Origin of the sequence: Bacillus shivajii (assembly GCF_020519665.1) — a bacterium.
GTDB lineage: Bacteria > Bacillota > Bacilli > Bacillales > Salisediminibacteriaceae > Bacillus_CA > Bacillus_CA shivajii.
The window spans coordinates 3954780-3979429 of the sequence record NZ_CP084703.1; the positions used below are offsets into that span (position 1 = coordinate 3954780).

The following is a 24650-nucleotide window of genomic DNA, read 5'->3' on the forward strand; positions in this document are numbered from 1 at the left end:
ACGAGGTAAAAAAATATGGTAAAAAGAACACCGTCATAATAGGCAGGAGAACAAGCTTTTTTGAAAATGTGTAAAAGTTACAAAAAACTATGTCTTCAGTACGATACAATAAAAACCGAACGTATTTTGAGTCGGGTTGCTTGTATTCCACCTAAAGTTGCTTGTATTCACACCGAAGTGCCAGTATTCTTACCCGAGTTGCTTGTATTTTCCTACCCCTTTACAAAAATACTCACTATGAATCAACTTCACAGTGAGTAAACATCCCATATCAAGCCCCCAATGGCGTCAACATTGTCATAATAATCGTCATGAGCAGAAAGGCGATCGTACTGATTGCACCAGCATAATCATCTTCTTCCATTAATCTCGCCGTGCCGATTGCATGCGATGTCGCTCCCATCGCTATTCCTTTTGCAAGACTGCTTTTTACAGAAAACTTATCGAAAATCGTCGGACCAACGACCGCCCCTAGTATTCCAGAAAGTGTACAAATGACTGCTGTTAATGCAGGAATCCCTCCGTAAATATTCGCGATTTCAATCGCAACGGGTGCCGTTGTATTTTTTAGCATCGCCGTAACGATATAGCTATCAGCAACCGGAAACAGCGCTAAAACGCCTGCCCCGCTCACAATGCCAATAACAGCCGCAATAAACACCCACGAAACAATGGTTCTCTTATATTTAAACAACATTTTCCGATGTTTATAGAGAGGAAAACTTAAAGCGACAACCGCCGGGCCAAGCAGCCAATCAATCCACTGCGCCGATACGTAATACGCTTCATAATTCGTATCCGTCATGAGAATGATCGCAACCAAGATCACTGTGGTCGTAAAAACAGGTAATAAATAATTGCGCTTATATTTAAGATAAACAAACTGAGCAATGGCAAAAATGATGAGTGTTGCAATTAATCCCATGATACGGCCTTCTCCTTTTTCGCTTCGACTTGATCTAGTACGACACTAACAAGAAAAATCATAAGTAGTGAGCTTACCATCATGAGTCCGAAAAAAAAGACACCAAATACACTCGCTAAATTTTCATACTGAATAATCCCGACTGTGACAGGTACAAAAAAGAGAGGCATATACTTGATTAGTAGTTTGGCTGCGTCTTGTAACCAGACACTTAATTTTTCGCCAAAAATCATAAGTAATGTGAACATGAGAAGCATACCGATGATACTGCCTGGTACCCACGGAAGGATGTGGCTATTGATTTGCATACCAACGATGTAAACGGCAAAAATCAAGAGCAGCCCTCTTGCTAATTTCCAAAAATCTATCATTTTTTTCACCTCATAAAAGAAAGGAATCACTACCTTAATTGAATAGTGATCCATCTTGAAGTCATTTATTTTACGAAGACCGTCATAGAAATTCGCTTGAACGATCCCACACAGACAAATTGCGACATAACCCGGGAAATGACTGGCACCCCTCTCACCTCATTGGGTCATATGGTGCTAAATCGAGTTCGATCTGTTCATTTAAGGCAAGTTTCGCTGCGAGTGAACCGACGTAGGGGCCCATCGTCAGACCTGAGGCACCTAATCCCGTGGCGATAATTAAATTGCTATACTGAGGGACTCTCCCTAATAACGGCTTTAGGTCAGGGCTCATCGGTCTGAAACCAACTCTTACCTCTTTCAACGTCGCATCAGCTAAACCTGGTGCCACACCGAGTCCTTCATTTAACACTTCTTGAACGCCACCGGCAGTTAAACGATAGTCAAACCCGCTCCCGACTTCCCGTGTTGCGCCAAAAGCAATTCGATTATCATCAAATGCAACCATGTAATGACTACTATCTTGTGGCAAAACAACAGGCCAGTTCGATGTATCCTCACCTACAGTTAAATGAGCGATTTGACCGCGTTGTGCCTCCACATTAATGTTCAACCCTAACGGATTTAACAAATCGTTCGTCCATGCTCCGCCAGCGACAATCACTTGGTCGGCGGTAACAGTCCCTTCAGAAGTGTCTACCGCTATTTTGCCATCTTCTTGCTTTGAGAGCGTAACCTTTTCTTCGAAGAACTTGCCGCCATTTTTCTTAAATCCTTCCACTAACGCGTTTGCTAGTAACTTACCGTCAAGTCTAGCAGACCCTGAAACGTACAACGCATGTAAGTGTTTATCTAGTGGTGGGAATAACTTTTGTGCTTCTGGTGCCTCTAGTATTTGAACGTCCCCTACTTCCGATTGCACGGCTTTTTTCTCGTCAACTTTTTCCTTTAACTCCTTTAACTCGGCGAGGTCCTCGCTCGTTGCCAAAGCCCCTGTAAAACGATAGCCTGTTTCGATTTCACCGTCTTCCTTAAGTGAAGCGATCAGTTCTGGATAATAAAGCGCCCCACGACTTGCGATCGCATACCAGTCTGGGTCATCCACTGTTGAAATCCATGGACAAATGATTCCCGCTCCAGCTGATGTCGCCTTCCCATCAAACGCTTTATCGATTAACGTGACGTCACATTCTTTTTTCGATAAAAAATAAGCTGCACAAGCTCCAACAATGCCCCCACCTATGACTACATACTTCATCCTATTCCCTCCATTTATGATAAAACTTACGATCATTTCCCTAACTACCCTTCAATTTTATGAAAATTTAAAAAGATATACAACAAAGGTTACTTCTCTTTTCCATAAGGGAATATTTCAAAAAGTATATTCTATACTGATACAAACGTAGAAAAGGAAGACAAATTAGTTTTCCATAAAGGAGCGATTTTGTGTCTATAATCAAACACACTATACTTCTAGTTTTCCTAGTAGCAGCTGTTCAGTTTACTTTTAGTAAAATAGCTTTCGGTGAGAGTTCCTTTCCAGACTTGCCAAAAAAATATGAGGATGAAATAAATTTTCTAATAGCGAAGGAGATTATTATGGGTTTTTCAGATGGAACATTTAAGCCAAATGATCCCGTTACAAGAGATGATGCTACGGCAATGATCGGGAGAGCATTACAGTTAAATGGTGACCAAACTGAAACGGAATTTTCAGATGTAAGGAAAGAAAATCATGCTTCAGGATACATAAAGCAAGCTGTAGAACAAGGGATTATCCAAGGTTTTCCTGATGGGACGTTTAAACCAAGTGAGGTGTTAACCCGCGGACAAATGAGTGCAATCATTAGCAGAGCGTTTCCAGATTTAAAAAGAGATGAGGGGATGACGATAGATTTTCACGACCTTAATAAGGGTTACTTTGCTTACGATAGCATCCAAAATATTGCTGCTTCAGGCATTACAAACGGCTATCCAGACCATACATTTCGACCTTCTAACGACGTGACACGTTTGGAAATGGCGCTATTTCTTGCCAGAGCACTTTATGAGGACTTCAGAGTAGAAGCTGCTCAGCCTCCACCTTTACCTACCGTTGCGAAAACCAAGACAGCGAAAGAAACAGATCAAATTGTCACCGTAGTCAGTACAGGTGGTGGTCATGCAGACATCGAATATTGGAAGAAAACAAATGGTGTATGGAAGCGAAAAATGTTTGTCGAAGGCTTTGTCGGTTCTAACGGCGTTTCCGACAATAAAGTTGAAGGGGATCGGAAAACGCCAACCGGTTCATACGCTATGCCGTTTGCATTTGGTACAGAAAACCCTGGTACAAAAATAGACTACTGGAAGATCACAAACACGTCCTACTGGATATCAAATGTCAATGACCCGCAATATAACACATGGCAGGAGAGGAGCACCTCTCACCCACATGATGAGCACTTAATCGCATATCGTGACCAATACAAATATGCGATTGTGATCGACTATAACATGGAAGATCCTGTTCCAGGGAAAGGAAGTGCTATTTTCCTACACGTCTCTAATAGCACACCAACACTCGGATGCGTCTCTGTACCCGAAAGTAAAATGCGCTACCTTATGCAGGAGCTCGGTAGTCATGCCCGCATCATTATCGCCCAAGACGAAGACAGCCTATTAAACTACTGAGCATGGTCATCATAGGGGCGGTTTAAGCACTGTTCGACAAAACTCGGGAAGTGCCTGGCACTTGAAGGAAGCACAAGAACCGTCCCCATGCTTCCAAACTGGTACTTGACTCCACCCTATCCTTCTTGTAGAATATGAAAATATTATTGTCGAAAAACATCATATACCATCGTATAATCTCAAGGATATGGCTTGAAAGTTTCTACTAAGCTACCGTAAATGGCTTAACTACGAGGGGAATTTATGGAAAATCACGCAGTGGCCTCGTCCACCTGTGTATATTCCTCCATTCCTTCGTACGTTATGCTCAGGTAACTTTTACCTGAGCTTTTTTTATTTTAATATAATTTGGAGGTTTTTCTTGTGAAGCAGTTTTTCCGTTTTGAGGAGCGAGGGACAAATTATCGGACTGAATTTGTAGCTGGCTTAACTACATTTTTATCAATGGCATATATTCTCGCATTAAACCCAATGATTTTAGGAGAAACAGGGATGGATACAGGCGCCGTTTTTACAGCGACAGCACTTGCTGCAATCCTTGGAACGCTAATGATGGCGCTATTTGCCAACTACCCGATTGGCCTTGCTCCTAGTCTTGGCGTCAATTCATTTTTTACCTACACCGTCGTACTGACAATGGGGATATCATGGGAGACTGCTCTTGCCGGTGTATTCGTATCTGGGTTAATTATGATTTTAATTACCGTGCTAAAAATACGAGAGAAAATCATTAACGTCATTCCGAAAGATTTAAAATATGCAACGGCCGCCGGTATTGGTTTTTTCATCGCTTTTATCGGACTGAAAAATGCAGAGATTGTGACCGGCAATCCAGACACATTTGTAGGGATTGGGAGTTTAACTGGCGCACCACTTCTTTCGATTGTTGGCTTTATCATTACAGTTGTGTTTTTAGTGAAAGGCTTTAAAGGCGGGATTTTTTACGGGATGGTATTAACGGCCGCGATCGGTATCGCTATTGGTCTCGTGGATGCACCGACACAAGTCGTAAGTGGCATTCCAAGTTTAACACCGACTTTTGGAGCCGCGTTCGCTGAACTCCATAACCTCTTTACTCTTGAGTTACTCATCGTTATTTTTACGTTTTTATTTATTGATTTTTTCGATACAGCAGGAACATTAATTGCGATCTCGTCTCAGGCAGGGCTGATGAAAGATAATAAAATTCCAAACGCTGGACGCGCACTGTTTGCGGATTCGACAGCAACGACAGCTGGGGCTGTATTCGGCACATCGACGACAACATCACTCATCGAATCTTCTGCTGGGATTGCTGCTGGAGGACGAACAGGATTTACAGGCGTTGTCATCTCAATCTTTTTCTTTTTCGCCTTGTTTTTCTCGCCATTATTAATAGCTTTTACCGCCCATGTAACGGCTCCTGCACTTATTATCGTGGGTGCCATGATGGCCTCTCAAGTCCGCCTAGTGAACTGGAATGACTACGCAGTTGCGATTCCGGCATTTGTCACAATTATTATGATGCCACTTACGTTCAGCATCGCTACAGGTATCGCGCTCGGGTTTATCTTATATCCGATCATGATGCTAGCCGTAAAAAAACGAGAGATGGTCCACCCAATTATGTACGGGCTCTCCTTCGTCTTTCTCGTTTATTTTGCGTATATCGTATAACGAACTTTTACAGATTCACACATGCCCCTCCCCCCTAGTAATTTCCAGGTGTCAGGTACCTGGGATTAATTGGTCCTCTCAAACACAAACAGGTGGGCTGCATTACGCAGCCCACCTTTTGTTTTGTTCGACATATTTCGGGAGGTGCCTGGCACCTTACCTTCTTGAATGTGGTGGGCGCCCTGGTTCACCTGCGTGAGGTGGTGGACCTTGTTCACCTGCATGCGGCGGCGGATTTCCATTCCCTTTACCAGGACCGAAATCTCCACCTACTCTTACGACTACTGCTGTTAAAGCATCGATTGTGATTGAACCAGATGTAATATCAAAGCCAGTTGGGTTCGCAACTTCCGTAACCCCCGCTTCATTCCCATCAACAATCACGGTTCCTTCTGTCAAATCAATGTCCTCTAACGTGAGTGTTCGCTCTTTGTCATCTGCATTTACGAAAACATAGTACGTTCCCGTATCATCAGTAGATTCTGCTTTATAACCAATCACTAAATCCCACTCTTCTATTTCTGGTGCTTCAATCATCGATACATTCGAATCGATCTCTTCCATCGTTCCTAAGCGGAAGGCATCTGTCGACCTACGCAACTCAATCAATCCTGTTGAATATTCGCGTGTTAAGTTATTAATTGGATAAGCCTCTTCATTTGTCGCTTTTTCCCACTCGACCATATTAATCGCATCCGTTGAATCATACGAATCATGGATGAAATACGGATACTCAAATGGATTTCCTTCCTCATCTGTCATATACGTCGACTTATACGGCGCTTCATCGGTTTCCGCTCTGAACTGTTTCGTTCGTCCAAACTCTTGACCCGCATGGATAAACGCCGTTCCTTGAGCGGTTAACACCATCGTGTTCCCGAGGCGAATTCGTTTATGAATCTCTTCTTGATGATACTCTGGATCCTTTTGAATCGATTGCGCAATCACATCATGAAGCGTTAAATTATCGTGCGCGGCAACATAAGGAACAACATCACCTGGGTTTGTTGCGGTAAAGTTATGCGGGTTTGCCGTTAAGTTATCATATATGCGTTGTATATCACGCGCACCACCTGTGATAAAACGCGGTTCGCCTTCACTTCCAAAACCAGATTTTAACTCATTACGGAAGTCATCAGAGAAAGATCCGACACTTTCCGTATGCTGCATCCAATCTTGGTCTGCTGGCATAATGTCACCACCGTTTTCATCACCGACAAACGTTCTCCACCCTTCACCAATCATTACGATGTTCGGGTTGGCCTCCTTCGCTTTGTCATAAGCGATCTGAATACTTTCTGCGTCATGGTCACCCATCATATCAAAACGGAAGCCATCGACTTTAAACTCTTCCACCCAATACATAATCGAGTCGACTAAAATTCTTCGAGCCATTTCATGCGTTGTACCAAGACGTCCGCCACCAAAACTCGTTCTTGACGTACCATCAGCATCCATGAAGTGATAATAATTTGGCTCTAAATCTTCGAAAATTTCAACACGAGCCGTATGGTTGTATACGACATCTAAGATGACACCCATCCCACGGCTATGAATCTCGTCAATGAGAAGCTTAAATTCCTCAATACGCTTTTCTGCATCATCAGGGTTTTCAGAATACATCCCCGTTAGTGAAAAATAACTGTGAGGGTCATAACCCCAGTTGTAATTGTTTTGCGTCGACGAATAATCTAGTAATCTTTCATCGTTATTATATTCATCAGCGAAGAAATAGCTCATTACAGGGAGTAGCTGAATATGCGTCACACCTAAATCTTCAATATAATCTAGCTTTTCAACGAATGATGCGAATGTCCCAAACTGTGCTTCTAGTTCGTCATCAATGCTTGGATCAGACGTAAAATCACGAACATGGATCTCATAAATAATCGCATCTTCTCGTTTTTCAAACCCTTCAATCTCTGCAAAATCTAGTTCTGGTCCAATCGCCGAAGGGTCGACAATCGCCGCTTTTCCGATCGGCACTTCGTCAACATTGCCACTATCCCATGTTGCCATTGATTTCGCATATGGATCTAAGGCAAGCACCTTGTCACCGTCACGCTCGATTTCGTAATGATAGTAAAAACCTGTGAGGTCAGAAACACCGGTATTCCCTTCATTTAACGTGACTTCCCAAACGCCACGATCACCTAAGGTCATATCAACCTCATCTGTAACAACTTCATACTGATCGTCGCGGTCGTATAAAATAACTGACACGTTGTCAGCACTTGGCGACCAAAGTTTTAACGTCGCTGATCCGTCTTCATGAAGCGTTGCCCCAAGGTCTCCTTCATAGCCATACTTCTCATCGATTAATCGCCAGCTCGTGATCACTTGAATCGATCTACCCATGAATGAAACGTCATATGGCGTTTGATCAACACTGAATTCTCCTTCCACCGTGACCGTTTTGCCATCATCGTGTTTTGATACATCGTAAATTGAGACTTCACTCTCGTTTTTATCTACAATCTCTAAGCCTTCTGTCAGTTCTTCAACAGTAAAACCAACCGTTGATGTGAAAGTAAGTTCCATCGCCTCTTCACTTACAAGCTCGCCAAACTCTAGGCCCTCTTCAAAAACGTAGTACGGATTCGTGTACACCGTTTCGTCTCCTTCGCGCGTGAAAATTTGCTGATGGTTGTTTAGGTCGCTAAAACTCATGTCTCCTGTTTGACCCTCATCTTCACGATTGACAAATAAAAATCCAATTTCATCAGCGTCTTCCGTTACCTCAATGTCAACGTAAGCACCGTACTTATTCGTTTGGTCATTTGAGAATGGGTGAGCCCCTGTTGGCCAGTTTTCAGTTGGTTCTGCAACATCTCCCCATGTCCAAACGCCCCAAGGTTCGTACGCGCCATCATCTTTTTTGTAATGGAGGCGTACTGTGTTTTCTGAAAGGTCAATCGGCTCGTATAACGAAACCTTACCGTCTTCAGACAACCAAATTTCCTTCATGTCTTCAGAAAGAAGGTCAACGAAAATATCGCCCGTCACGTTCTCCCCGGAACTATGATTAACAAGTAAGCCAACTCTCTCAGCACCATCAATCAACTCAACGTCAACATAAGCACCATAGTCAGTCATTTCTGTAAATGGCTTAGCTGCATCTGGCCAGCCTCCGACGTCCTCTGACGGAGTAGCAACATCTTCCCAAATCCAAAGACCAAAGCCTTCAAAGGTGTTGTCTTCTCTTTCATAATGAACGCGCAATGTATTTTCTGGAATGTCCGTCATAGGTTTTTCAAAAAACACATCGCCGCTTCCTGACAACCAGATTTCATCGATATCGCCGCCAGTAACGTCAACCTCAATATCTCCAGTTAAGTTGTCACCGTCACTGGTATTTACAAGCATTTCAACCGTTTTTGCCTCATCAATTAATGCGACATCAACATAGGCACCGTAGTCTGTCATCTGATCGTCTGTAAATGGGATTGCCCCGTGCGGCCAATCTTCTGACGGTTCAACGACATCTCCCCAAACCCATAGGCCAAGCCCTTCAAAGTTATTATCCTCACGCTCATAATGAACGCGTAACATGTTATCAGAAATATCACCTTCACCAACAATCTCACCACCAGTGGCAGAGAGTAGCACGGTTCCGCCATCTGCCATTGCAGGGATTGTCAGCGTCAATTCACGTTCTTCGGATGCGTCATATGTCACACCGCTATAATAATCGGTCACCGTAACGTCTTCTGAATCAACCGTTAATGTGACTTCTTGAGTCTCTTCAGCGACATTTAATCCAACATACACACTCTCGTCGTTATAGCTTCGCTCGAATAACAAGAACTCCTCTTCGTCAGATCCTGCAACTTTCGAACGATCTCCTCTTGCGAAAACTTCAGAATAATCTCCTCTAAAGGATAAAACGTTTTGATAGTGTTCGAGAATGTCATTATCCTCGACTTTGTCCCATGCCATGTCATAACGATTATCATAATATGGGTAATTGTCCGCCCCACTTAAGCCAAGTTCTTCACCGTAATAAATGACAGGCTGGCCTTTCGCAGTCATTTGTAAAGAAGCCGCAGTCATCAGTTTTCCGAAATCACCGTCGACTCTCTCTAAAAAGCCTTCCTCATCATGACTTCCTAAAAACTGCCCAAGAGTCACTGTGTTATCAAGCTGACTGTTTCTTGTTTCAAGGCGACTATTTGCACGTTCAAGACTACCAGTCACAAAGTCTCGTGCCGTATATTTAAACTCAAAATCAAGTAACGAGTCCATCATACCAGTACCCAAGTAACCATGGTCATCACTCTGTCCTGCGCCCCATGACTCACCAATCATTTTAAATTCAGGCATTTCTCTCGTTAACGCATTTTTAAACGCCATCCATGTCGTGTCTTCCACATGTTTGACCGTATCAACACGGAAGTAATCAATTGTATTGCCTTTTTCCGTACGTGATTTTTCGATCCAACTTGTCTGCCAATCGATAATTTGTTCACGAACTTCTGGATCTTCGGTGATAAAATCAGGAAGCCCTGCTAGCTCGCCTGTCACTTCATCATGACCAACATCATCCCCTTGACGAAGCATGTCACTGAAAAACGCTCGTTCTTCATCCGTTGGAAAACCTGGTGGTTGTTCTTCCTCTGGAATTTCACCATCAATTTCTTTCAAACCATACCCTGTATGATTCAACACAACATCAACCATAATTTTCATACCACGATCGGCCGCTTCATCGATGAGCTCATGGAAATCTTCCATCGTCCCAAAATGAGGATTGAGCTCCTCAAAGTTTAACGCCCAATAGCCGTGATAACCGAAATACGGGTGATCACTAGGGTGTTCATCATCCGCATTGAACCTCACGTCATGACGAATGTTTTCGACAATCGGGCTAATCCAAATCGTGTTAATTCCTAAATCATCTAAGTAATCAAGCCTCTCGGTGATCCCTTTAAAGTCCCCGCCTTGGTATGTACCACGCAGATTTTCATCATATTGCTCATAATCCATGTCATACGGATCGTTATTCGACTCATCTCCGTCAAAAAAGCGATCTGTCAACAGAAAGTAAATAAGTGCTTCATCCCAATCAAAGTCGTCATCACCAACGAATTGACGAGTTTTCACTTCAATTTCTGTCACGCCATGATGCGTGTTTCCAAATTCATCAACGACTGTTAGCGGGATTTCTTTCACCCCAGCCGTTACGTCGTGCGCCACTGAAATCGTAATTTCTTCAAGTTCTGGATCAATTGCTAGCTGTTCAGAACCACCCAGCGCTGAAACATCAGCATACATGCTACGAATGCCAGCGTCGAATTCATTTTCAATATCTAGTGTTAAAACCGCGTTTTCATTATAATCAATCGCTGCCGGTTCCACCTCACCCGTCACCGCTATCTCGACTTGATGATTTTCAATCGTCGACTCCTCATAATAAGGGTCTGTCACCTCAACTGTTTCACCATCTTTTGTCACAAGGAACGAGTATTCGTAAGTCCCTTCAGGAAAATCAGCATATTCGTAGACGAATCGCTCATTCATTTCCTCATATTCCATCGCAATCGTTTCGCCATCAACTTGCAGCTCAACGCTATCAATCGCATCCATCTCGTCAGCTAAATAAAGATCTTGATCTCTGTAAAAAAATGTAGCCGTTCCCCCTGATACTTCAGGCTTTGAAATTCCCGGTACAAGATGAAAATCCTCTTCTCCTTCTGTTACATGCACTTTCGTTAAAGGATCTTGTTGGTTCACTTGAATGTAGCGATCAATTTCTTGACTATTCGGTTCGCGATCCTCCCAGTCCCCTTTACGAATAATAAAACCAATTTCTTCTGTTGTAGAAGCAACATCAATGTAAGCCGTAGCTAAACCGTCTTCAAACTCCGTAAAATCAATATTGTCGTCTTGCACACCTGTGTTCCAAACCCAGACATCCCAGTTTTCATAATCCGCATCGTCCCGTTCATACGTTAAGCGGACCTCACGTTGGTCTTGATCGTTGGTCAGTTCCTCCTCCGCACTAACTTGACTAACCGATAAGGTAGATGGGAATAAACTAAGCAGCATGACAACAATCATAAATAAAGCTGAACGTCGTTTCGTTTTCCTACTATACAACGCCTTTTCCTCCCTTTCGTTTTTATTGTTAAAACTAGTAAAAACTAAAGTGGCACAACCCCCTCCTTTGGCTTTTCATGTGCAATCATGGACCAAGCTTACTTATAAAACCTTCATGCGCAAACGATTGCACAAAGGGTAAAAAAAAGCACGTTTGACAAAAATAGTAGATTTCAGTCTTTGTGCAAACGCTTTCTTTGATATTTATTTTATATTCAGTAAGTTTATAAATCAATTAAATATATCAGAAAATTCAATTTAGTTAAGAAGTACTAGTAGCGCCTGTCTAACTTTTTGGTTTTATAGTACCTAAGTTTAATTTTGACACTAATATAAAATCCCCCTTATAAATAGTTTCAAGGCCCAATACACTTAAATGCTTTAATTAACAAGTTCGACAAATCTCAGGAAGTGACTGGCACTATCACTCTAGTCAATATATACTAGTTTTATGATTTTATCTGAGATAGTACGAAGGAAGCACAAGAACCGTCCCCACGCTTCCACAAAGGAGGTGTATATGATGAAAGCTTCACATGTTATTGGTGTGTCATTGATGATGACATTTTTTATCATCATCTTAATATCGATGGGGATATATATGTATTTGACCTTTACAGGGCAATCGATAGAGTTGGTTGAAAAAGACGAAATATCAAGCGCCTCTGCTGCTCAACCGAATCACTCCTCTGATTTATCCTCTTGGATGAAAGAAGAAGAAATTGATCGTTCAAACGGGTTAACGACAGAAGAGTTTTGGCGAATCTATAATTTTCTCGCTCCAGAATATGATGTCCCACTCGTTTCAGACGATGAGCTCGCTTACCCTGATTTATTAGAAATGAAAAAATTTCAAGTCCGTCCCGGTATTTATTTAGGTTATTCGACGATTTCCAGTTATGCTGCAATGTTACAGGGAGATGGATATGATACTTTTCACATGACCGATATGGAAGAAATGTTTGAGTTACTCGCAAAAATTTTAGAAGGTCCAGAAAGCTATCATGCAAGACACTCTTATCAATCTTTTAAAGAATTGTATAAAAGTGAACGTATGAGCAGTACCGATGTAAACTACCGCCTTCGTTTTGACGGCATTGATATAAGAGTTTTTGCAGCGATAGAAGTAGAGGAAGAAGAAACAACTAGTGATTTTGGTAAAAATACGGATGACGCTCTAGACCTAGATTCCGTTGATCACGAATACATACAGAGAATTACAAACATCAAGGACCAACTTGAAAATAAGATCGCTCAATATGAAACAACGGTTGATTCGTTTTTAGATAACCAACCCAAACTTCAAGACTATCAAGAAACAATCATTATTGACGAAGGGCTTAATATTGTCGAATTCATTTTAGAACAGGTACATCACCTCTATAGCGACAATCCAGCATTACTGACACTAGAAAATCAGTTCCATGAGTACATCACACAGAGCCAATTTTATTTACAATCGATTTATCAATATGTAGATGACGGCGTCTTTGATAAAAGCACATGGAACACCTTCCATCAACAATATAGAGAGCGACGCCTTGATGAACTTCGAAAGCTAGAAACAGAGATTAGTCATGTTAGATAGGGGTGGCCGTTTCGACAAAATCCGGGAAGTGCCTGGCACCTCCCACAATAGAGGTGAAGAGATGTTTTTATCAAACTTTACAATGACAGTCAGCACAGAAAAACACGTAGAAGAGAATGATAGAGTTGTGCTCATAAAAGATGAGAATCAACAGATCAAGGTTTATCATTTGAAGGGTTATTATATAACCACTTTGAACGAAGAAGTGAGCAGTATGCTAGCTGATGAGTCTACTAAATATGAATGCTATATTACAGACGTTCAGTATCGAACCGAAACCGTTTTTCATCGAAAAGATGAGTTTTATGAGGATTATCCTTACTTAAGTATAAAATTACACTTTATTAAGGAGGCAACTCCTTATTTTCTCAACCAAAAGATCAATGTCATCGACGGGCAGTATTTAGATACGAAAGACATTTCCGAACAGCTACAGAATCAATCCAACATACCGACCATTGTTAAAATGAAGGTTCCGATGACTAGTATTCGATTTTCTGCTTACCAGCCGATGATTTTATCGAGAAGTAACAATCGTTTTGCATTAAAAAATACGAAGAATGCCAAAGACAACGTTTTTACTCCTATATACCATCACTTATTCGATTCGTTATTTCCATTTGATGGAGAATATGAAAATGTCGTTTATATTGGTGGATATGAGCTCGTTCGAGACCGAAATCCACAAGATATATTGAAGGAAAAAAATGATGTTAAGCGCAAGTTCGGGATTGATGATTCAGACCCATCACTTAGTATGATGTATAAAAAGAAGTCATCCAAATATCTACAAGCTTTAGACGCTGTAAAAACAAAATACTATTATACTGAAATAGTATTAAGCAATATTAGTCTTCATAAAGCGGCAGAAAAAGTCAATCTCTGCGTCCCTCCCCAACGAGAAGATTGGAGAGAGTTGAGAGTGCGAGATTGGGAAATACAAGAGACTAAACCTGACACACACGAAAATAACGGTGTTAAACCGTATCCAAAAGTGTCTAGTGAATTAGGAATGTTAATGGACCTAGGCCAACAAGAGCACGAAAGAAAAATTGCAACAGGAGAATACGAGACATACGATCCGACCTATGACTCTAAGTCAGTGTCCTATATGGAAGATGACGATCGATATTTGCAAAGAGTACGGGATGGAGAAGAATAAAATAGGTGTTTTCTCTCGACGAATTATCGTAACTTATTCATGGAAAGATTTTTAGATCATAAACATAACACCTAGCTCTAGAGGTTATGTGGCATAAAAAACTCACTATGATGTTGTCCCATAGTGAGTTTAATCATTTTATATGTATGAGCAGTAAATATCTCCCTTAGTATTCTTCAAAGATATTTATCTTTTCCTTCAAAGTTCAGAATACTAACATTGTTGGGTTTTATAACTAATTGTTGTAAGATCATTTATTACGTACGATTTGTTACTTTAAATTTCTTAACGAGTTGATCCAATTGAGTAGATAAATCCTGCAATTCTGTACTCATATTTGTAAGGTCGTTCATTGCTGAGGTTTGTTGATCTGTCGAAGCAGCAATTTCTTCTGTACTTGCTCGTGATTCTTCTACAACAGCGGAAGTGTTATTAATCGATCCATTCACCTGTTCACTACTTTCAGTAAGTTCTTTGATCGTTTCGGTTATTTCAGCTGTTTGTTCCTTAATAGAACCTGTTGATTGATTAATATCTCGAATTGCCTTTTCGGTATGCTCGACTTCTTCTACCATTCCATCAATCTCATGACCACTTACTTTCGTATCATCAACAATTTCTTCGATGCCATTTTGAATCTCACTAATTAATTCCTGAATTTGTTCAGTTGAATCTTTAGACTGTGTTGCAAGCTTCCTTACCTCATCAGCTACGACAGCAAAACCTTTTCCATTCTCTCCAGCCCTTGCAGCTTCAATCGAAGCATTTAATGCTAATAAATTTGTTTGTTCAGCAATCCCATTAATAATTGTTTTTTTAGAATAAAGCGAATAATGACATATGCGCCTAGTGCTCCTAATAGAATGCTAACCCCGGTTGTGACGATATTTACCGCTAACACATTCTGAATATAATGTTGTGCAATCTCGGAGGCAGTTGCACTTAGTGATGTAATTACAAAAATCAGAATGACGATCATGATCGTTAATTTCGCTTGTAAATTAAGCCTGACGTTCCTTCCATTTAACTTTCCTATCCCTCTTTTTTTCTCCATTTTATTTTCCCCTCCAATATTCTAGTACTTCCTCGTCTAAATCTTTGAACGAAATCGTTCTTGTCTATTGTCGTTCTCCCCCATTTCAATCAAATCAGCTGAAGTTCAGACAAAAAATAGATAATTGACTCGTGACAATAGGTCTATAAACATAAAAAAAGATCGATACACAGAAAGTACCCATCTTTTTTGTTTTTTCGGCAACCCGACTGCCATAGTGCTTCCACCTTAGGCTCGTAGCTTTGCGTCCTTATCTTTCAATAAGTTTGCTATTATCGTTAAACATTACCTATTTGAAACTTTTTGACTACTTCATTATACATATCCTCGCGCTAAATTTCTATCTATTTCGACATATTTTTCAAGGAGAATTTAATAAATTCTGACACCTTACAATTCCTCTCATTTATATAGGACATCCCCTTGTAAAGTATAGGCATTTTGATGTCATGAGAGGGGAGAAGATTTGAACTGCAGTATATAAGAAAAGCGCAAGGCGACCGCCTATCGGCGACAAGCACTGCCTCTTTCTCTACTAGCGCTGCTTTGTAGTTTATCCGTCCACCGCGCAATACGCCACGTCCTGTGGCATGCGCGGCATTAGGATGTCCTATCCGTCGAGGCAATTCGAAGCTTACTCGTGATGAAACGTTCTTTGGAATAGCCGGCAAGAAGAAGTCGATCTTCTTAGACTTCAATTGACTGGGCGAAGTGACCTCGAGCCGATGGCGCCTGGAGCTAGACACCTAGCGAGAGTGAGAAATTTTATACTTTTTACTCTCAAAGAAAGCCACGAATATGCTTAAGCACCTTCGCAGCATAGATAACACGCGTTAATTTTGTATAAAAGTGTTGACAAGTAAACCTTAGAACCGTCACTTCGGTCATTTTTCTTCTTATCAAAAATTCTTGTAGGTCTTTATTTCATAATACATAGAGTAGTGGCCAATCTGATTCGTTCAAACTTATGACTTCTTGCAGCAGGAGCTTATTCACTTTCCAACTGATCTAGTAATTCATAAATTGAAACACCTTCACCTATACTTATAAACGGATTATCTTCTAATGGATGAACAGATTGAATATTGGGTTCAGTTGTACCCTCTGCTTGCACCTGAACGTTTTCGATGTCTTCTTTTTTTACTTCTTCATCTAAAATGAATCGCTCTGTACTTGAAGTTTTCTCTTGATGTACTTCATTAATAACCGCTGTTTCACTAGAATTATTACTTCCAAAAATTAGCCAAAAAAATAACCCCCATACTCCTAAACATAAGAGAACCATAAATCCTATCGTTATATATTTCATAACTAATCCCCTACTCCACTTTTGTTTTTCTAAATGCCCAATGATTCTGCGATTTTCCTATTTGAGATTATGATGCTTCCCTTTTCATCATCATAATGATGTTGATTGTTTCATCACTTGTAACATTAATCGGAATCTTGACAGCATGATTAAATGCTGTAAATTTTGAATTACCTGAGATTACAGCTGGTGGTGAAATATCAAGTCTAATGTCTCTTAAAGATATACTTGTTGCCATATTACCTGAAATCATGTTGCCAAGTTCAGCAATAAATGATTCTAGCATTTCTCCCTCAATTATTGAGCCGAACATCCCTTGAGCAATTAAGCCGAATGTCGATGTCTCACCCTCAATTAGGACTTGGCCATTTAAATCACCAGTAATACCTATAAGAACCCCTATCTCACGTAGGTAATAAGGTTTTTCAGTTAATGTTGGTTCATTTACCTCTACCTGAATTGGAATGACATCTTTTACACTCTGCACCATCCCATCTATACTTTCTTTTAATGAATCATCATACTTATTTTTCACAATTGTTTCGATCACTTACCCCACCGTCCTTTTTTCATTCACCCTTCTAAATTACTTCTTTGTCACTTGTAATAACTACACCATCGACCAATGTCATGTCATTTTTAGAAGTAAAATATTTGAGTGACTCCTTCTTATATATCTAATGCTTTGCGCATGGTCATATAGAACTACTTATATGCCGAGAAAAATCTTACCATAGGTATTTATAACCATCAATGCTACTTTTCTACAAAAGTGTTTCATAATATTCTTTATGTTTGTTTTAACAAGAAGCGATGGCAGCAATTTTTTCATTAATACATCAATGGTAAAGACGGGACTATTAAAGAGTTAGATTAATTGTTGAACGAATATTATCAAATTAAATCGAAGTAACTCTAAGGACTACCACCCTGATAAAAATCAGTACATCATTTGCTACAAAAAAACACCTGTACTAATGTCCAGGTGTTTTTCACACAATCATACTCTAGAGAATTGTGTTTATATGTAAAAAAAGTGGTAAATGTGTATTGTTTAACGCTACTCCTACACTTAAATAAGTGTAACTACTGTTTAGAATATTTACTCTGTGACCATATGAATTCATTAACGCCTCAAGGGCATGTATAGCACTTTGATATCTCATTGTGAGAAAACGTATTCAAAAGTATCTAGTGAATTGGGATGTTGATGAACCTAAGCCAACAAAGTTACGCCTGACTTTTTACCTATAATACCTTTTGTATAGCCTCTTCAACCCGTTCATCCGAAAACGGCTTGATGATAAAATCCTTAGCCCCAGCCTGTATCGACTCGACAACCATCTGTTGTTGCCCCATTGCTGAACATATGATAACAGTTGCATTAGGATCTTCATTTTTAATTATTTTTATCGCTTCTATTCCATTCATAATTGGCATTGTAATATCCATCGTAACTAAATCAGGTTGCAATTCTCGGTACTTTTCAATAGCTTCCTGACCATCTTCAGCTTCACCAACGACCTCATGTCCGATTTTCTTTAAAATATTTTTTAAATGCATTCTCATAAAGGCTGCATCATCAGTTACTAATACTTTTGCCAATTAGATCACCCTTTCAATATGTTAATAACTTTCTAGTACTTTCAAATCACTAATCGATGTAGAGTAAGGATAGGTTGTTAGACTTATTAAGCTTCTATTTATGTAACTTTTTTACTATTCCATTATACACGAATTAGACTGAAAATTCTATCTATTTGGGCGGATATCAAAAACATTATTTTATTAACAGGCTACCGTAAACAAATACCTCAGCACGTTTTTTTATGTGAAATTCTATTACCTATAAAAGATATTGTAAGTGTTTGAAAGCACCCAATGTCCCCCAACAAACAACTGGATTTTAATAAACACAAAAGCAACCACCATATCTTCTCATATCGAGGATTCCCCCTATGCTCAAGCCATCCCGCTTCTATTAATCTATTTAAAGCTCATTCATTTCTTTCGGAGACAAACCAATTATCTGCTGTCTTACAAAACCAACCGTCAGTCGGTGTTAAATTAACGTTTCTACTTCTCCTTTTTTTCTGCTCTTCGATCCATAGGTCAAGGTCAGCAGCATAACCTGACCAATAGATCATTTGATCAAACACGACCGCTAAGTCGATCCCCCGTTAACATAACAGCTCTTCTTTGGTAACCGGCCCTCGGATTTCTAGCATATTAAACCTCTATTCGAAAATATAATATTGTATTCTGAGGGTTGCTTGTATTTCCAATCGAGTTGCTTGTATTTCCAATCGAGTTGCTTGTATTTGCATGAAAGTTGATTGTATTTGCATGAAAGTTGATTGTATTTGCATGAAAGTTGATTGTATTTGCATGAAAGTTGATCGTATTCACTCCAAAGTTGCCAGTATCCCGTCCAAACTTACTTCGTATCCTAAACCTCCCCCCTCTTGCATCCTAGTTCGACAAATCTCGGGAAGTGACTGGCACCTCCCGCTTCAGTTTGATCAGTACTTGTCTGCGCCATTGCTTTACAGCGTGGACGCTGAGGCCGTACCTTTCAGCGATTTCCTTTGGTTTATATCCGTGTATCAAGGCTTTTTTCGCACACGTCCGTTCCCGTTGTGTCAGCTGGGCTCATTAAAGGTTTTTTTCAATAGAAAAATTGACGTTTCGTTAAAAATAATTATTGAAATAAAAAAATATCCCACTATGAAATAAGTCCATAGTGAGGTAGTGAAGCTCTCAACACAAGTTATAAATCAAGTCTCTTTATACGACTGGAAATACGAAATATAAAGTGAAAATTTCTTCATGTTAAGTTGATCGTATCGCACCCAAGTTGCTTGTATTCCCTCCAAAGTTGCTTGTATTCTCAGCTAAACTGCTAATACCTGCACCTGCGAGCCGAGTTGCCAGTAACTCAACCTTAGCTGCTAGTATCCTCTTCTATTCCGCGAGCATTCCATCTTAATTGCACAAGTACCGTCTCAGTACATAATGCAAAAAAGCTAGAATTCCTATCAAGTTGAAATTCCAGCTTTAATTCCTTCTCCACTTTTTAGTCTACCCTAACAACTCCTAGAGCCTTCAACCCGTTATAAACTCCTGAATCCGTGACGTCCGTTGTTTGGCGATTCGCAAACTCATGTAAATCAGGGTGTGCGTTCCCCATCGCAAAGCCTTCCCCAACGAGTGAAAGCATTTCTTTATCATTCATGCCATCACCGAAAGCAATCGCCTCACTCTTGTCTATGCCAAGCAAGTCCAACACTTGTTGAACCGCGATCCCTTTATTAACATGATCACGAATGACATCATATGCATGGTCTTTTACACCTGCAACATTGACCGTTGATAAATGGATACTCCCCTCTTTTTCATACAAGGAAGGCTCGTTTTTACCTACGTTCAGTAAAGTCACTCCTAAAATGTCATCGATATACTTTGCATCAAACGGCTCATTCTGTTTTAAATGAAACGTCTTGATAAATTCCTTCGTCAGCTTCGAATCACCGTTCGTAAAAAGATTCTTACCGTTTGTATACATGACAGCTTCATGTCCTTTTTGTTTTGCGGTGTCGAGAAAAAATTGAATCGTCTCCGCTTCCATCGGTTCCAAAAATACATCTTTTCCTCTATGTACTGCGTAAGCTCCGTTATAGCCAATAAATGACTCGATGTTTAGTTCTTCTCCAATCTCCTGAATTTCATGGAGAGGACGCCCAGTTGCAAGAAAGACGTCTACCCCTTTGTCTTTCACCTGTTTAACAGCTTCCTTCGTCGATGCTTCAATCGTATCATCAGGGGTTAAAATCGTTCCATCTATGTCCAAAAATAAAATTTTATAGCTCGGCATATGTACACTCCTTATATAGAACTTCGTTCAATTATAACAAATGTGCCATATAATTACTGTTAGGTTTGGTTTCATTTATTAATTTTATAGAAGCGCAAAAAGCTAGAAAATTCTAGGGATAATTTACAATCCCCCTTTTTCAAATTTACTTCATTCACTTAAACTAGGAACTTGTATGTGGTATTATAGTACTACTCAGAATATCCCGAAATAAATATATTAATATATTAAACCCCATATGTAATAACAAGCTTAATATACCTAAAGAAAAAGAAAAGGTGATCCATAATGAGAATGGTCAATATTGATGACTATAATGAAAAGACCATGCAACTAGCAAAACCTGTGCAAGATGAAAAAAGGAGAGTATTACTTGGTGCAGGTTCTACAATACACGAAAAATATCTGTCAAAACTCAAAGAATTAGGGATTCGTTACCTATTTATAGAAGATGCTAAGTCTAAGGGAATTTCTTTAGATGAAATGATGGATATGCCAACTTGGATGGACATCATTGCTGTAGTAGAAAAAACATTTAAAGACGTTAAAGAAAATAACCCTTTGCCAATGATTGAACTAAACAAGTCAGTAAAACGACTAACAGAAGAGGTTAGCAGAAATAAAGCAATTATACTTATCCCAACAACAACAGTTAGTGCTTCCCTCAAACCTTTTGCACATATGGTAAACGTAACATTACTCGCTTTACAAATCGGTAAAAAGTTAGGATATAACGGCCTACAACTTCATGACTTAGCCTTTGGCTGTTTATTACATGATATAGGAAAAGCAAAGACTGATAACCGGGAAGAACATCCAGAAACAGGTTTTAACATCATACGAGCAAACCGAGAAATTAGTTTAATTTCTGCTCATGTTGCGTATCAACATCACGAAACGTTAGATGGCAAAGGCTTTCCAAGGAAGATAGAGGGTAAGGATGTTTTGGAATTCGCTCAAATTTGTAGTATTGCTAACGACTATGAAAATGCGATTTCTAACGAAGCTTTATCCCCGGACGAAGCTATCGAGAAAATTATGACTTATTCTAATAGGAAGTATACCCACGATATCGTTTTAGCCTTTCACCGCGGAATCATAAGTTATCCTCCTGGTACGAATGTGAAATTAAATATTGGGGATGGAATTGTTACGAAAGTCATCGATAATCCACATCGTCCAGTCGTTCGGGTACATAAAGTGGGAAAAGAAGTATCATTAAATCAACAACCGACGATCATGATCGAAAAAGTACTACCAGAAGAAACGAACGAAATCAAGTAGTGGTAGAATCGTTGTCTAATGGTAGGGAAAGTTGTTTAAGGTTCGTGATTTATATTTTTAAAATTGAAATAAAGCACCTTTACGCCTAATGGATAATAAAAAAAGGTAAGAAACAATGCTTGATTGTTTCTTACCCTATATGTACCTTATGTTATTAAAAATTAACTTTAGCTTCACCTGGCTTATTGTCACCACGGTAACTTTTAACTTTATCAAACATTTTACTGTTTTTCTGACAATGCCAAAATTGAGTTTCACCATTTGCTTCAACATAGAAGACTGGAGACTTGTTTTCACTCGTCCCACTCATATGGATACCTCCACCAATAGGCGCTGTTGTCGTAGTAAAATCCCCAGTACCCAAGGCTTTAGAGCCATAATTCTTAATATTGTTCAAGCCAATATTCATGATACCCCCTTTTTTCGGAATAAAAATAAGAGAAGAGTCCGTTAACGTAAGATATCCCCATTCTAATGAAGGGTGATAAGCTTCTGCTATATACCTCGTCTGTTGTTGATACTGTTCCCTTATTAAAGAAGAACATTTCATCTGATCTTTATTACGCTTGATAATAAAATAAAGCGGATAACCAGGGATCAATAACATCGAGAGCGACATACCGAAAACTGCTACTATCGAAGAGAAAATAGTATTTGAAATAATAAGAACCCCAAAATATAAACCAAAAAATAGTAGAATTCGTTTAATAAATCTAGAACTAAAAGGTGCTTTCATATTTTTCCTCCTTTTGAAAAAATTAATATCATTATGATACTATAGAACCATTGTTGTGTATAGGTAGATTTGAACATTATGTGAATTTTATCCCAGCTCTCTTTACAACTTTCTTAGTAATGAGCTTCTCCAACCCCAATTCTCTCAATCTCTCTAAAAAATAAAAGACGAATGAGCTCACCCATTCGTCCACATTTGAAAATCATATTAAATTTGCATATTAATACTTCAACACACCTGCGAGCATTCCCCATATCATTAGTGTTTTGTACTAACATGACATCACCGTTTTCGTAGCAGACGAACCGTCCCCAAGTGCTTCAGTTTCACTGCAAGCAAATAGCAAACAATCCCTGTCGCGGATCCGATTGCGTCTATAAGAACATCACTCACCTCTCCAGACCTTCCCGGTATAAATGTCTGGTGATACTCATCCGAAGCGGCATACAACACACTAATGAGAAGGGCCACCAATACACTGCGCAAGCCCTTAACACCGCTCGCATACAAAGCATTGACAACGAATAAGCCGAGCACAAAATAGGCGGCGAAATGTGCCCCTTTTCGAATATAAAAATGAAAAATGTCGAAGTCCACATTTACGGCAGCAGGAACAATACCCTCAATGATTGATAGAATCAAAGCCGTTACTCCTGAACTAAGCTCACTTGATTCCCCCGCCGGCTGATGAGACAAATAAAAGATCAACGCCATCCAAAGAATGACAGCGACCCAAGAAATGACTTTAAACATACAACTCAATTCCTTTTCATGAAAATCTAAGGGGAAGCGTGGGGACGGTTCCACTGCTTCGGAAGCACAAGAACCGTCCCCATGCTTCCTACCCACAACGTCCCGGGATCAGGTACCCAATCAGCCCAAGCCCCCTAATAGTGACTGGCATCCTACTCCTCACCCGGCTATAAAAATACTCTTTATGACCCCTGTCCCAAACAACACACCTGTTACGACTAGAAAAAAACCAAGCCAATGTCCCAGTAATATCGATTCTTTTAAAAAGATGTAAGATCCTAAAATGGCGAAAAACGGTGTAAGGTTTAAGAAAATAGCCGATTTTCCTGCACCAATCTCTCGTATTGAAAGATTATACAAATAATGGCCCGCTCCAGTTGCAATGACTCCCGAAAAGATAAATACCATCCAAATTTGCCAATTTCCTTGACCAAGTTGGTAAATACCGGCAGGTTCAGCAAAGACACTTACAAAAAATAGTATGCCCCCACCGAAAAATTGACTGATTCCTGTAATAACAAAGGTGTCCACAGTATCTGATATCTTTTTGACTAAAATAAAGCCAATCGCTTGAACAATAACTGTGCAGCAAAACAACAAATCCCCTAGTGAGATCGTAAACTTGTAATTCGAACCCGCTAAAATAATGACGACCACACCACAAAACCCTAAAATAACACCGGTTACTTTATGTATATTAAAGCGTTCTTGCAGAAACAATGCCGCTCCTATTGATGTAACGATTGGCACCGTACCAAGTATTAGCCCGCCATTAACAGCAGAAGTGTAATTTAGCCCTACCGACATGAACACTTGATGCCCTACGATTGTAGTAAGAGAAATACCGATTAAAAATAACCCATCCCTCCTCGAGATCTTTTTCCATGAGGGTCGAATGAAAAGTAAAGGCAAAATGAAAAGTAAAGCTGAAAAAACTCTCAATGCTGTGATCGTTAAAGTAGGAAAAGTCGAGACAAGAACTTTAATAGCAACAATATTAAAACCCCATATAGCCATTGTTACGATTAACATCATGTATAATAATGCCATTTTCATCTTTCTCCACCTCGCAATAATGGTAAAGGAACTAAGCGATTGATCATCTAAAGCACCGAAAAAACTTTGTTAAACTTATAAAAAAATAATAGAATGCCCGCATCAAC

At 39.8% G+C, this 24650-nt stretch carries 19 protein-coding genes, 1 pseudogene and 2 riboswitches; of the genes and pseudogenes, 5 read left to right on the forward strand and 15 right to left on the reverse strand.

Features of this window, described 5'->3' with window-relative positions; all coding sequences use genetic code 11:
- Positions 1-271 precede the first annotated feature (271 nt).
- The 3 genes from LGQ02_RS19060 to LGQ02_RS19070 form a co-directional block, all read right to left on the reverse strand.
- Positions 272-925 carry an LrgB family protein gene (locus LGQ02_RS19060; protein ID WP_226515862.1) on the reverse strand — a complete coding sequence of 218 codons (654 nt, stop codon included), beginning with the start codon at positions 923-925 and terminating at the stop codon, positions 272-274.
- Entirely contained in the window at positions 916-1296 is a 381-nt protein-coding gene (locus LGQ02_RS19065; RefSeq protein WP_226515863.1) for a CidA/LrgA family protein, read from the reverse strand. Before LGQ02_RS19065 ends, LGQ02_RS19060 begins: the two co-directional genes overlap by 10 nt.
- A 154-nt stretch (positions 1297-1450) precedes the next feature.
- Positions 1451-2554: an NAD(P)/FAD-dependent oxidoreductase gene (locus tag LGQ02_RS19070; RefSeq protein WP_226515864.1), complete on the reverse strand. Its 1104-nt coding sequence runs from the start codon at positions 2552-2554 to the stop codon at positions 1451-1453.
- 191 nt (positions 2555-2745) lie between these two features.
- On the opposite strand from LGQ02_RS19070, the gene LGQ02_RS19075 reads away from it, so the two are divergent.
- Together LGQ02_RS19075 and LGQ02_RS19080 are read left to right on the forward strand one after the other, a co-directional pair.
- Positions 2746-3972, forward strand: a complete 1227-nt coding sequence (locus LGQ02_RS19075) for an S-layer homology domain-containing protein (protein ID WP_226515865.1) — start codon at positions 2746-2748, stop codon at positions 3970-3972.
- Between the two features lie 149 nt (positions 3973-4121).
- A riboswitch (purine riboswitch) is annotated at positions 4122-4223 on the forward strand.
- Between the two features lie 112 nt (positions 4224-4335).
- Positions 4336-5628 carry an NCS2 family permease gene (locus LGQ02_RS19080; protein WP_226515866.1) on the forward strand — a complete coding sequence of 431 codons (1293 nt, stop codon included), beginning with the start codon at positions 4336-4338 and terminating at the stop codon, positions 5626-5628.
- Positions 5629-5784: 156 nt separating this feature from the next.
- On the opposite strand, the gene LGQ02_RS19085 is transcribed toward LGQ02_RS19080, so the two are convergent.
- Entirely contained in the window at positions 5785-11688 is a 5904-nt protein-coding gene (locus LGQ02_RS19085; RefSeq protein WP_404802435.1) for a pullulanase, read from the reverse strand.
- 559 nt (positions 11689-12247) lie between these two features.
- On the opposite strand from LGQ02_RS19085, the gene LGQ02_RS19090 reads away from it, so the two are divergent.
- Positions 12248-13315 carry a hypothetical protein gene (locus tag LGQ02_RS19090; protein WP_226515868.1) on the forward strand — a complete coding sequence of 356 codons (1068 nt, stop codon included), beginning with the start codon at positions 12248-12250 and terminating at the stop codon, positions 13313-13315.
- 61 nt (positions 13316-13376) lie between these two features.
- Positions 13377-14477: a hypothetical protein gene (locus tag LGQ02_RS19095; RefSeq protein ID WP_226515869.1), complete on the forward strand. Its 1101-nt coding sequence runs from the start codon at positions 13377-13379 to the stop codon at positions 14475-14477.
- A gap of 257 nt (positions 14478-14734) precedes the next feature.
- Here LGQ02_RS19095 and LGQ02_RS19100 read toward each other — a convergent pair.
- The 8 genes and pseudogenes from LGQ02_RS19100 to LGQ02_RS19135 all read right to left on the reverse strand — a co-directional run.
- Positions 14735-15286, reverse strand: a pseudogene (locus LGQ02_RS19100) (methyl-accepting chemotaxis protein); the annotation flags it as partial.
- Positions 15250-15531 carry a hypothetical protein gene (locus tag LGQ02_RS19105; RefSeq protein WP_226515870.1) on the reverse strand — a complete coding sequence of 94 codons (282 nt, stop codon included), beginning with the start codon at positions 15529-15531 and terminating at the stop codon, positions 15250-15252. The gene LGQ02_RS19105 and the pseudogene LGQ02_RS19100, both read right to left, overlap by 37 nt.
- Positions 15532-15727: 196 nt before the next feature.
- Positions 15728-15812: riboswitch (cyclic di-GMP riboswitch) on the reverse strand.
- A gap of 707 nt (positions 15813-16519) precedes the next feature.
- Entirely contained in the window at positions 16520-16840 is a 321-nt protein-coding gene (locus LGQ02_RS19110; RefSeq protein WP_226515871.1) for a hypothetical protein, read from the reverse strand.
- Positions 16841-16907: 67 nt separating this feature from the next.
- Positions 16908-17390 carry a chemotaxis protein CheX gene (locus LGQ02_RS19115; protein WP_226515872.1) on the reverse strand — a complete coding sequence of 161 codons (483 nt, stop codon included), beginning with the start codon at positions 17388-17390 and terminating at the stop codon, positions 16908-16910.
- A 698-nt stretch (positions 17391-18088) separates the two neighbouring features.
- Positions 18089-18445, reverse strand: coding sequence for a response regulator (locus LGQ02_RS19120; RefSeq protein ID WP_226515873.1), 357 nt, complete (start codon positions 18443-18445; stop codon positions 18089-18091).
- 392 nt (positions 18446-18837) lie between these two features.
- Positions 18838-18999: a hypothetical protein gene (locus LGQ02_RS19125; protein WP_226515874.1), complete on the reverse strand. Its 162-nt coding sequence runs from the start codon at positions 18997-18999 to the stop codon at positions 18838-18840.
- Between the two features lie 313 nt (positions 19000-19312).
- Positions 19313-19450 carry a sigma-70 RNA polymerase sigma factor region 4 domain-containing protein gene (locus LGQ02_RS21545; protein WP_404802369.1) on the reverse strand — a complete coding sequence of 46 codons (138 nt, stop codon included), beginning with the start codon at positions 19448-19450 and terminating at the stop codon, positions 19313-19315.
- A gap of 466 nt (positions 19451-19916) precedes the next feature.
- Entirely contained in the window at positions 19917-20714 is a 798-nt protein-coding gene (locus LGQ02_RS19135; protein ID WP_226515875.1) for an HAD family hydrolase, read from the reverse strand.
- 288 nt (positions 20715-21002) lie between these two features.
- On the opposite strand from LGQ02_RS19135, the gene LGQ02_RS19140 reads away from it, so the two are divergent.
- Positions 21003-21998, forward strand: a complete 996-nt coding sequence (locus LGQ02_RS19140; protein WP_226515876.1) for an HD-GYP domain-containing protein — start codon at positions 21003-21005, stop codon at positions 21996-21998.
- 154 nt (positions 21999-22152) lie between these two features.
- Here the strand turns inward: LGQ02_RS19140 and LGQ02_RS19145 are convergent, their stop codons facing one another.
- The 3 genes from LGQ02_RS19145 to LGQ02_RS19155 form a co-directional block, all read right to left on the reverse strand.
- Positions 22153-22734, reverse strand: coding sequence for a hypothetical protein (locus LGQ02_RS19145; protein WP_226515877.1), 582 nt, complete (start codon positions 22732-22734; stop codon positions 22153-22155).
- 282 nt (positions 22735-23016) lie between these two features.
- Positions 23017-23487 (reverse strand): VanZ family protein, encoded by a 471-nt coding sequence (locus tag LGQ02_RS19150; protein WP_226515878.1) that lies wholly within the window; start codon positions 23485-23487, stop codon positions 23017-23019.
- A gap of 159 nt (positions 23488-23646) precedes the next feature.
- The gene (locus LGQ02_RS19155; protein WP_226515879.1) at positions 23647-24543 is read right to left on the reverse strand and encodes a DMT family transporter; all 897 of its coding nucleotides are present in this window, start codon (positions 24541-24543) and stop codon (positions 23647-23649) included.
- Positions 24544-24650 lie beyond the last annotated feature (107 nt).

Coding starts and splice junctions, on each gene's coding strand:
- LGQ02_RS19150 (WP_226515878.1), bottom strand. CDS start 23,487: ATGTTTAAAGTCATTTCTTGGGTCGCTGTCATTCTTTGGATGGCGTTG.
- LGQ02_RS19065 (WP_226515863.1), bottom strand. CDS start 1,296: ATGATAGATTTTTGGAAATTAGCAAGAGGGCTGCTCTTGATTTTTGCC.
- LGQ02_RS19060 (WP_226515862.1), bottom strand. CDS start 925: ATGGGATTAATTGCAACACTCATCATTTTTGCCATTGCTCAGTTTGTT.
- LGQ02_RS19070 (WP_226515864.1), bottom strand. CDS start 2,554: ATGAAGTATGTAGTCATAGGTGGGGGCATTGTTGGAGCTTGTGCAGCT.
- LGQ02_RS19090 (WP_226515868.1), top strand. CDS start 12,248: ATGATGAAAGCTTCACATGTTATTGGTGTGTCATTGATGATGACATTT.
- LGQ02_RS19155 (WP_226515879.1), bottom strand. CDS start 24,543: ATGAAAATGGCATTATTATACATGATGTTAATCGTAACAATGGCTATA.
- LGQ02_RS19110 (WP_226515871.1), bottom strand. CDS start 16,840: ATGAAATATATAACGATAGGATTTATGGTTCTCTTATGTTTAGGAGTA.
- LGQ02_RS19105 (WP_226515870.1), bottom strand. CDS start 15,531: ATGGAGAAAAAAAGAGGGATAGGAAAGTTAAATGGAAGGAACGTCAGG.
- LGQ02_RS19145 (WP_226515877.1), bottom strand. CDS start 22,734: ATGAAAGCACCTTTTAGTTCTAGATTTATTAAACGAATTCTACTATTT.
- LGQ02_RS19140 (WP_226515876.1), top strand. CDS start 21,003: ATGAGAATGGTCAATATTGATGACTATAATGAAAAGACCATGCAACTA.
- LGQ02_RS19135 (WP_226515875.1), bottom strand. CDS start 20,714: ATGCCGAGCTATAAAATTTTATTTTTGGACATAGATGGAACGATTTTA.
- LGQ02_RS19085 (WP_404802435.1), bottom strand. CDS start 11,688: ATGATTGTTGTCATGCTGCTTAGTTTATTCCCATCTACCTTATCGGTT.
- LGQ02_RS19095 (WP_226515869.1), top strand. CDS start 13,377: ATGTTTTTATCAAACTTTACAATGACAGTCAGCACAGAAAAACACGTA.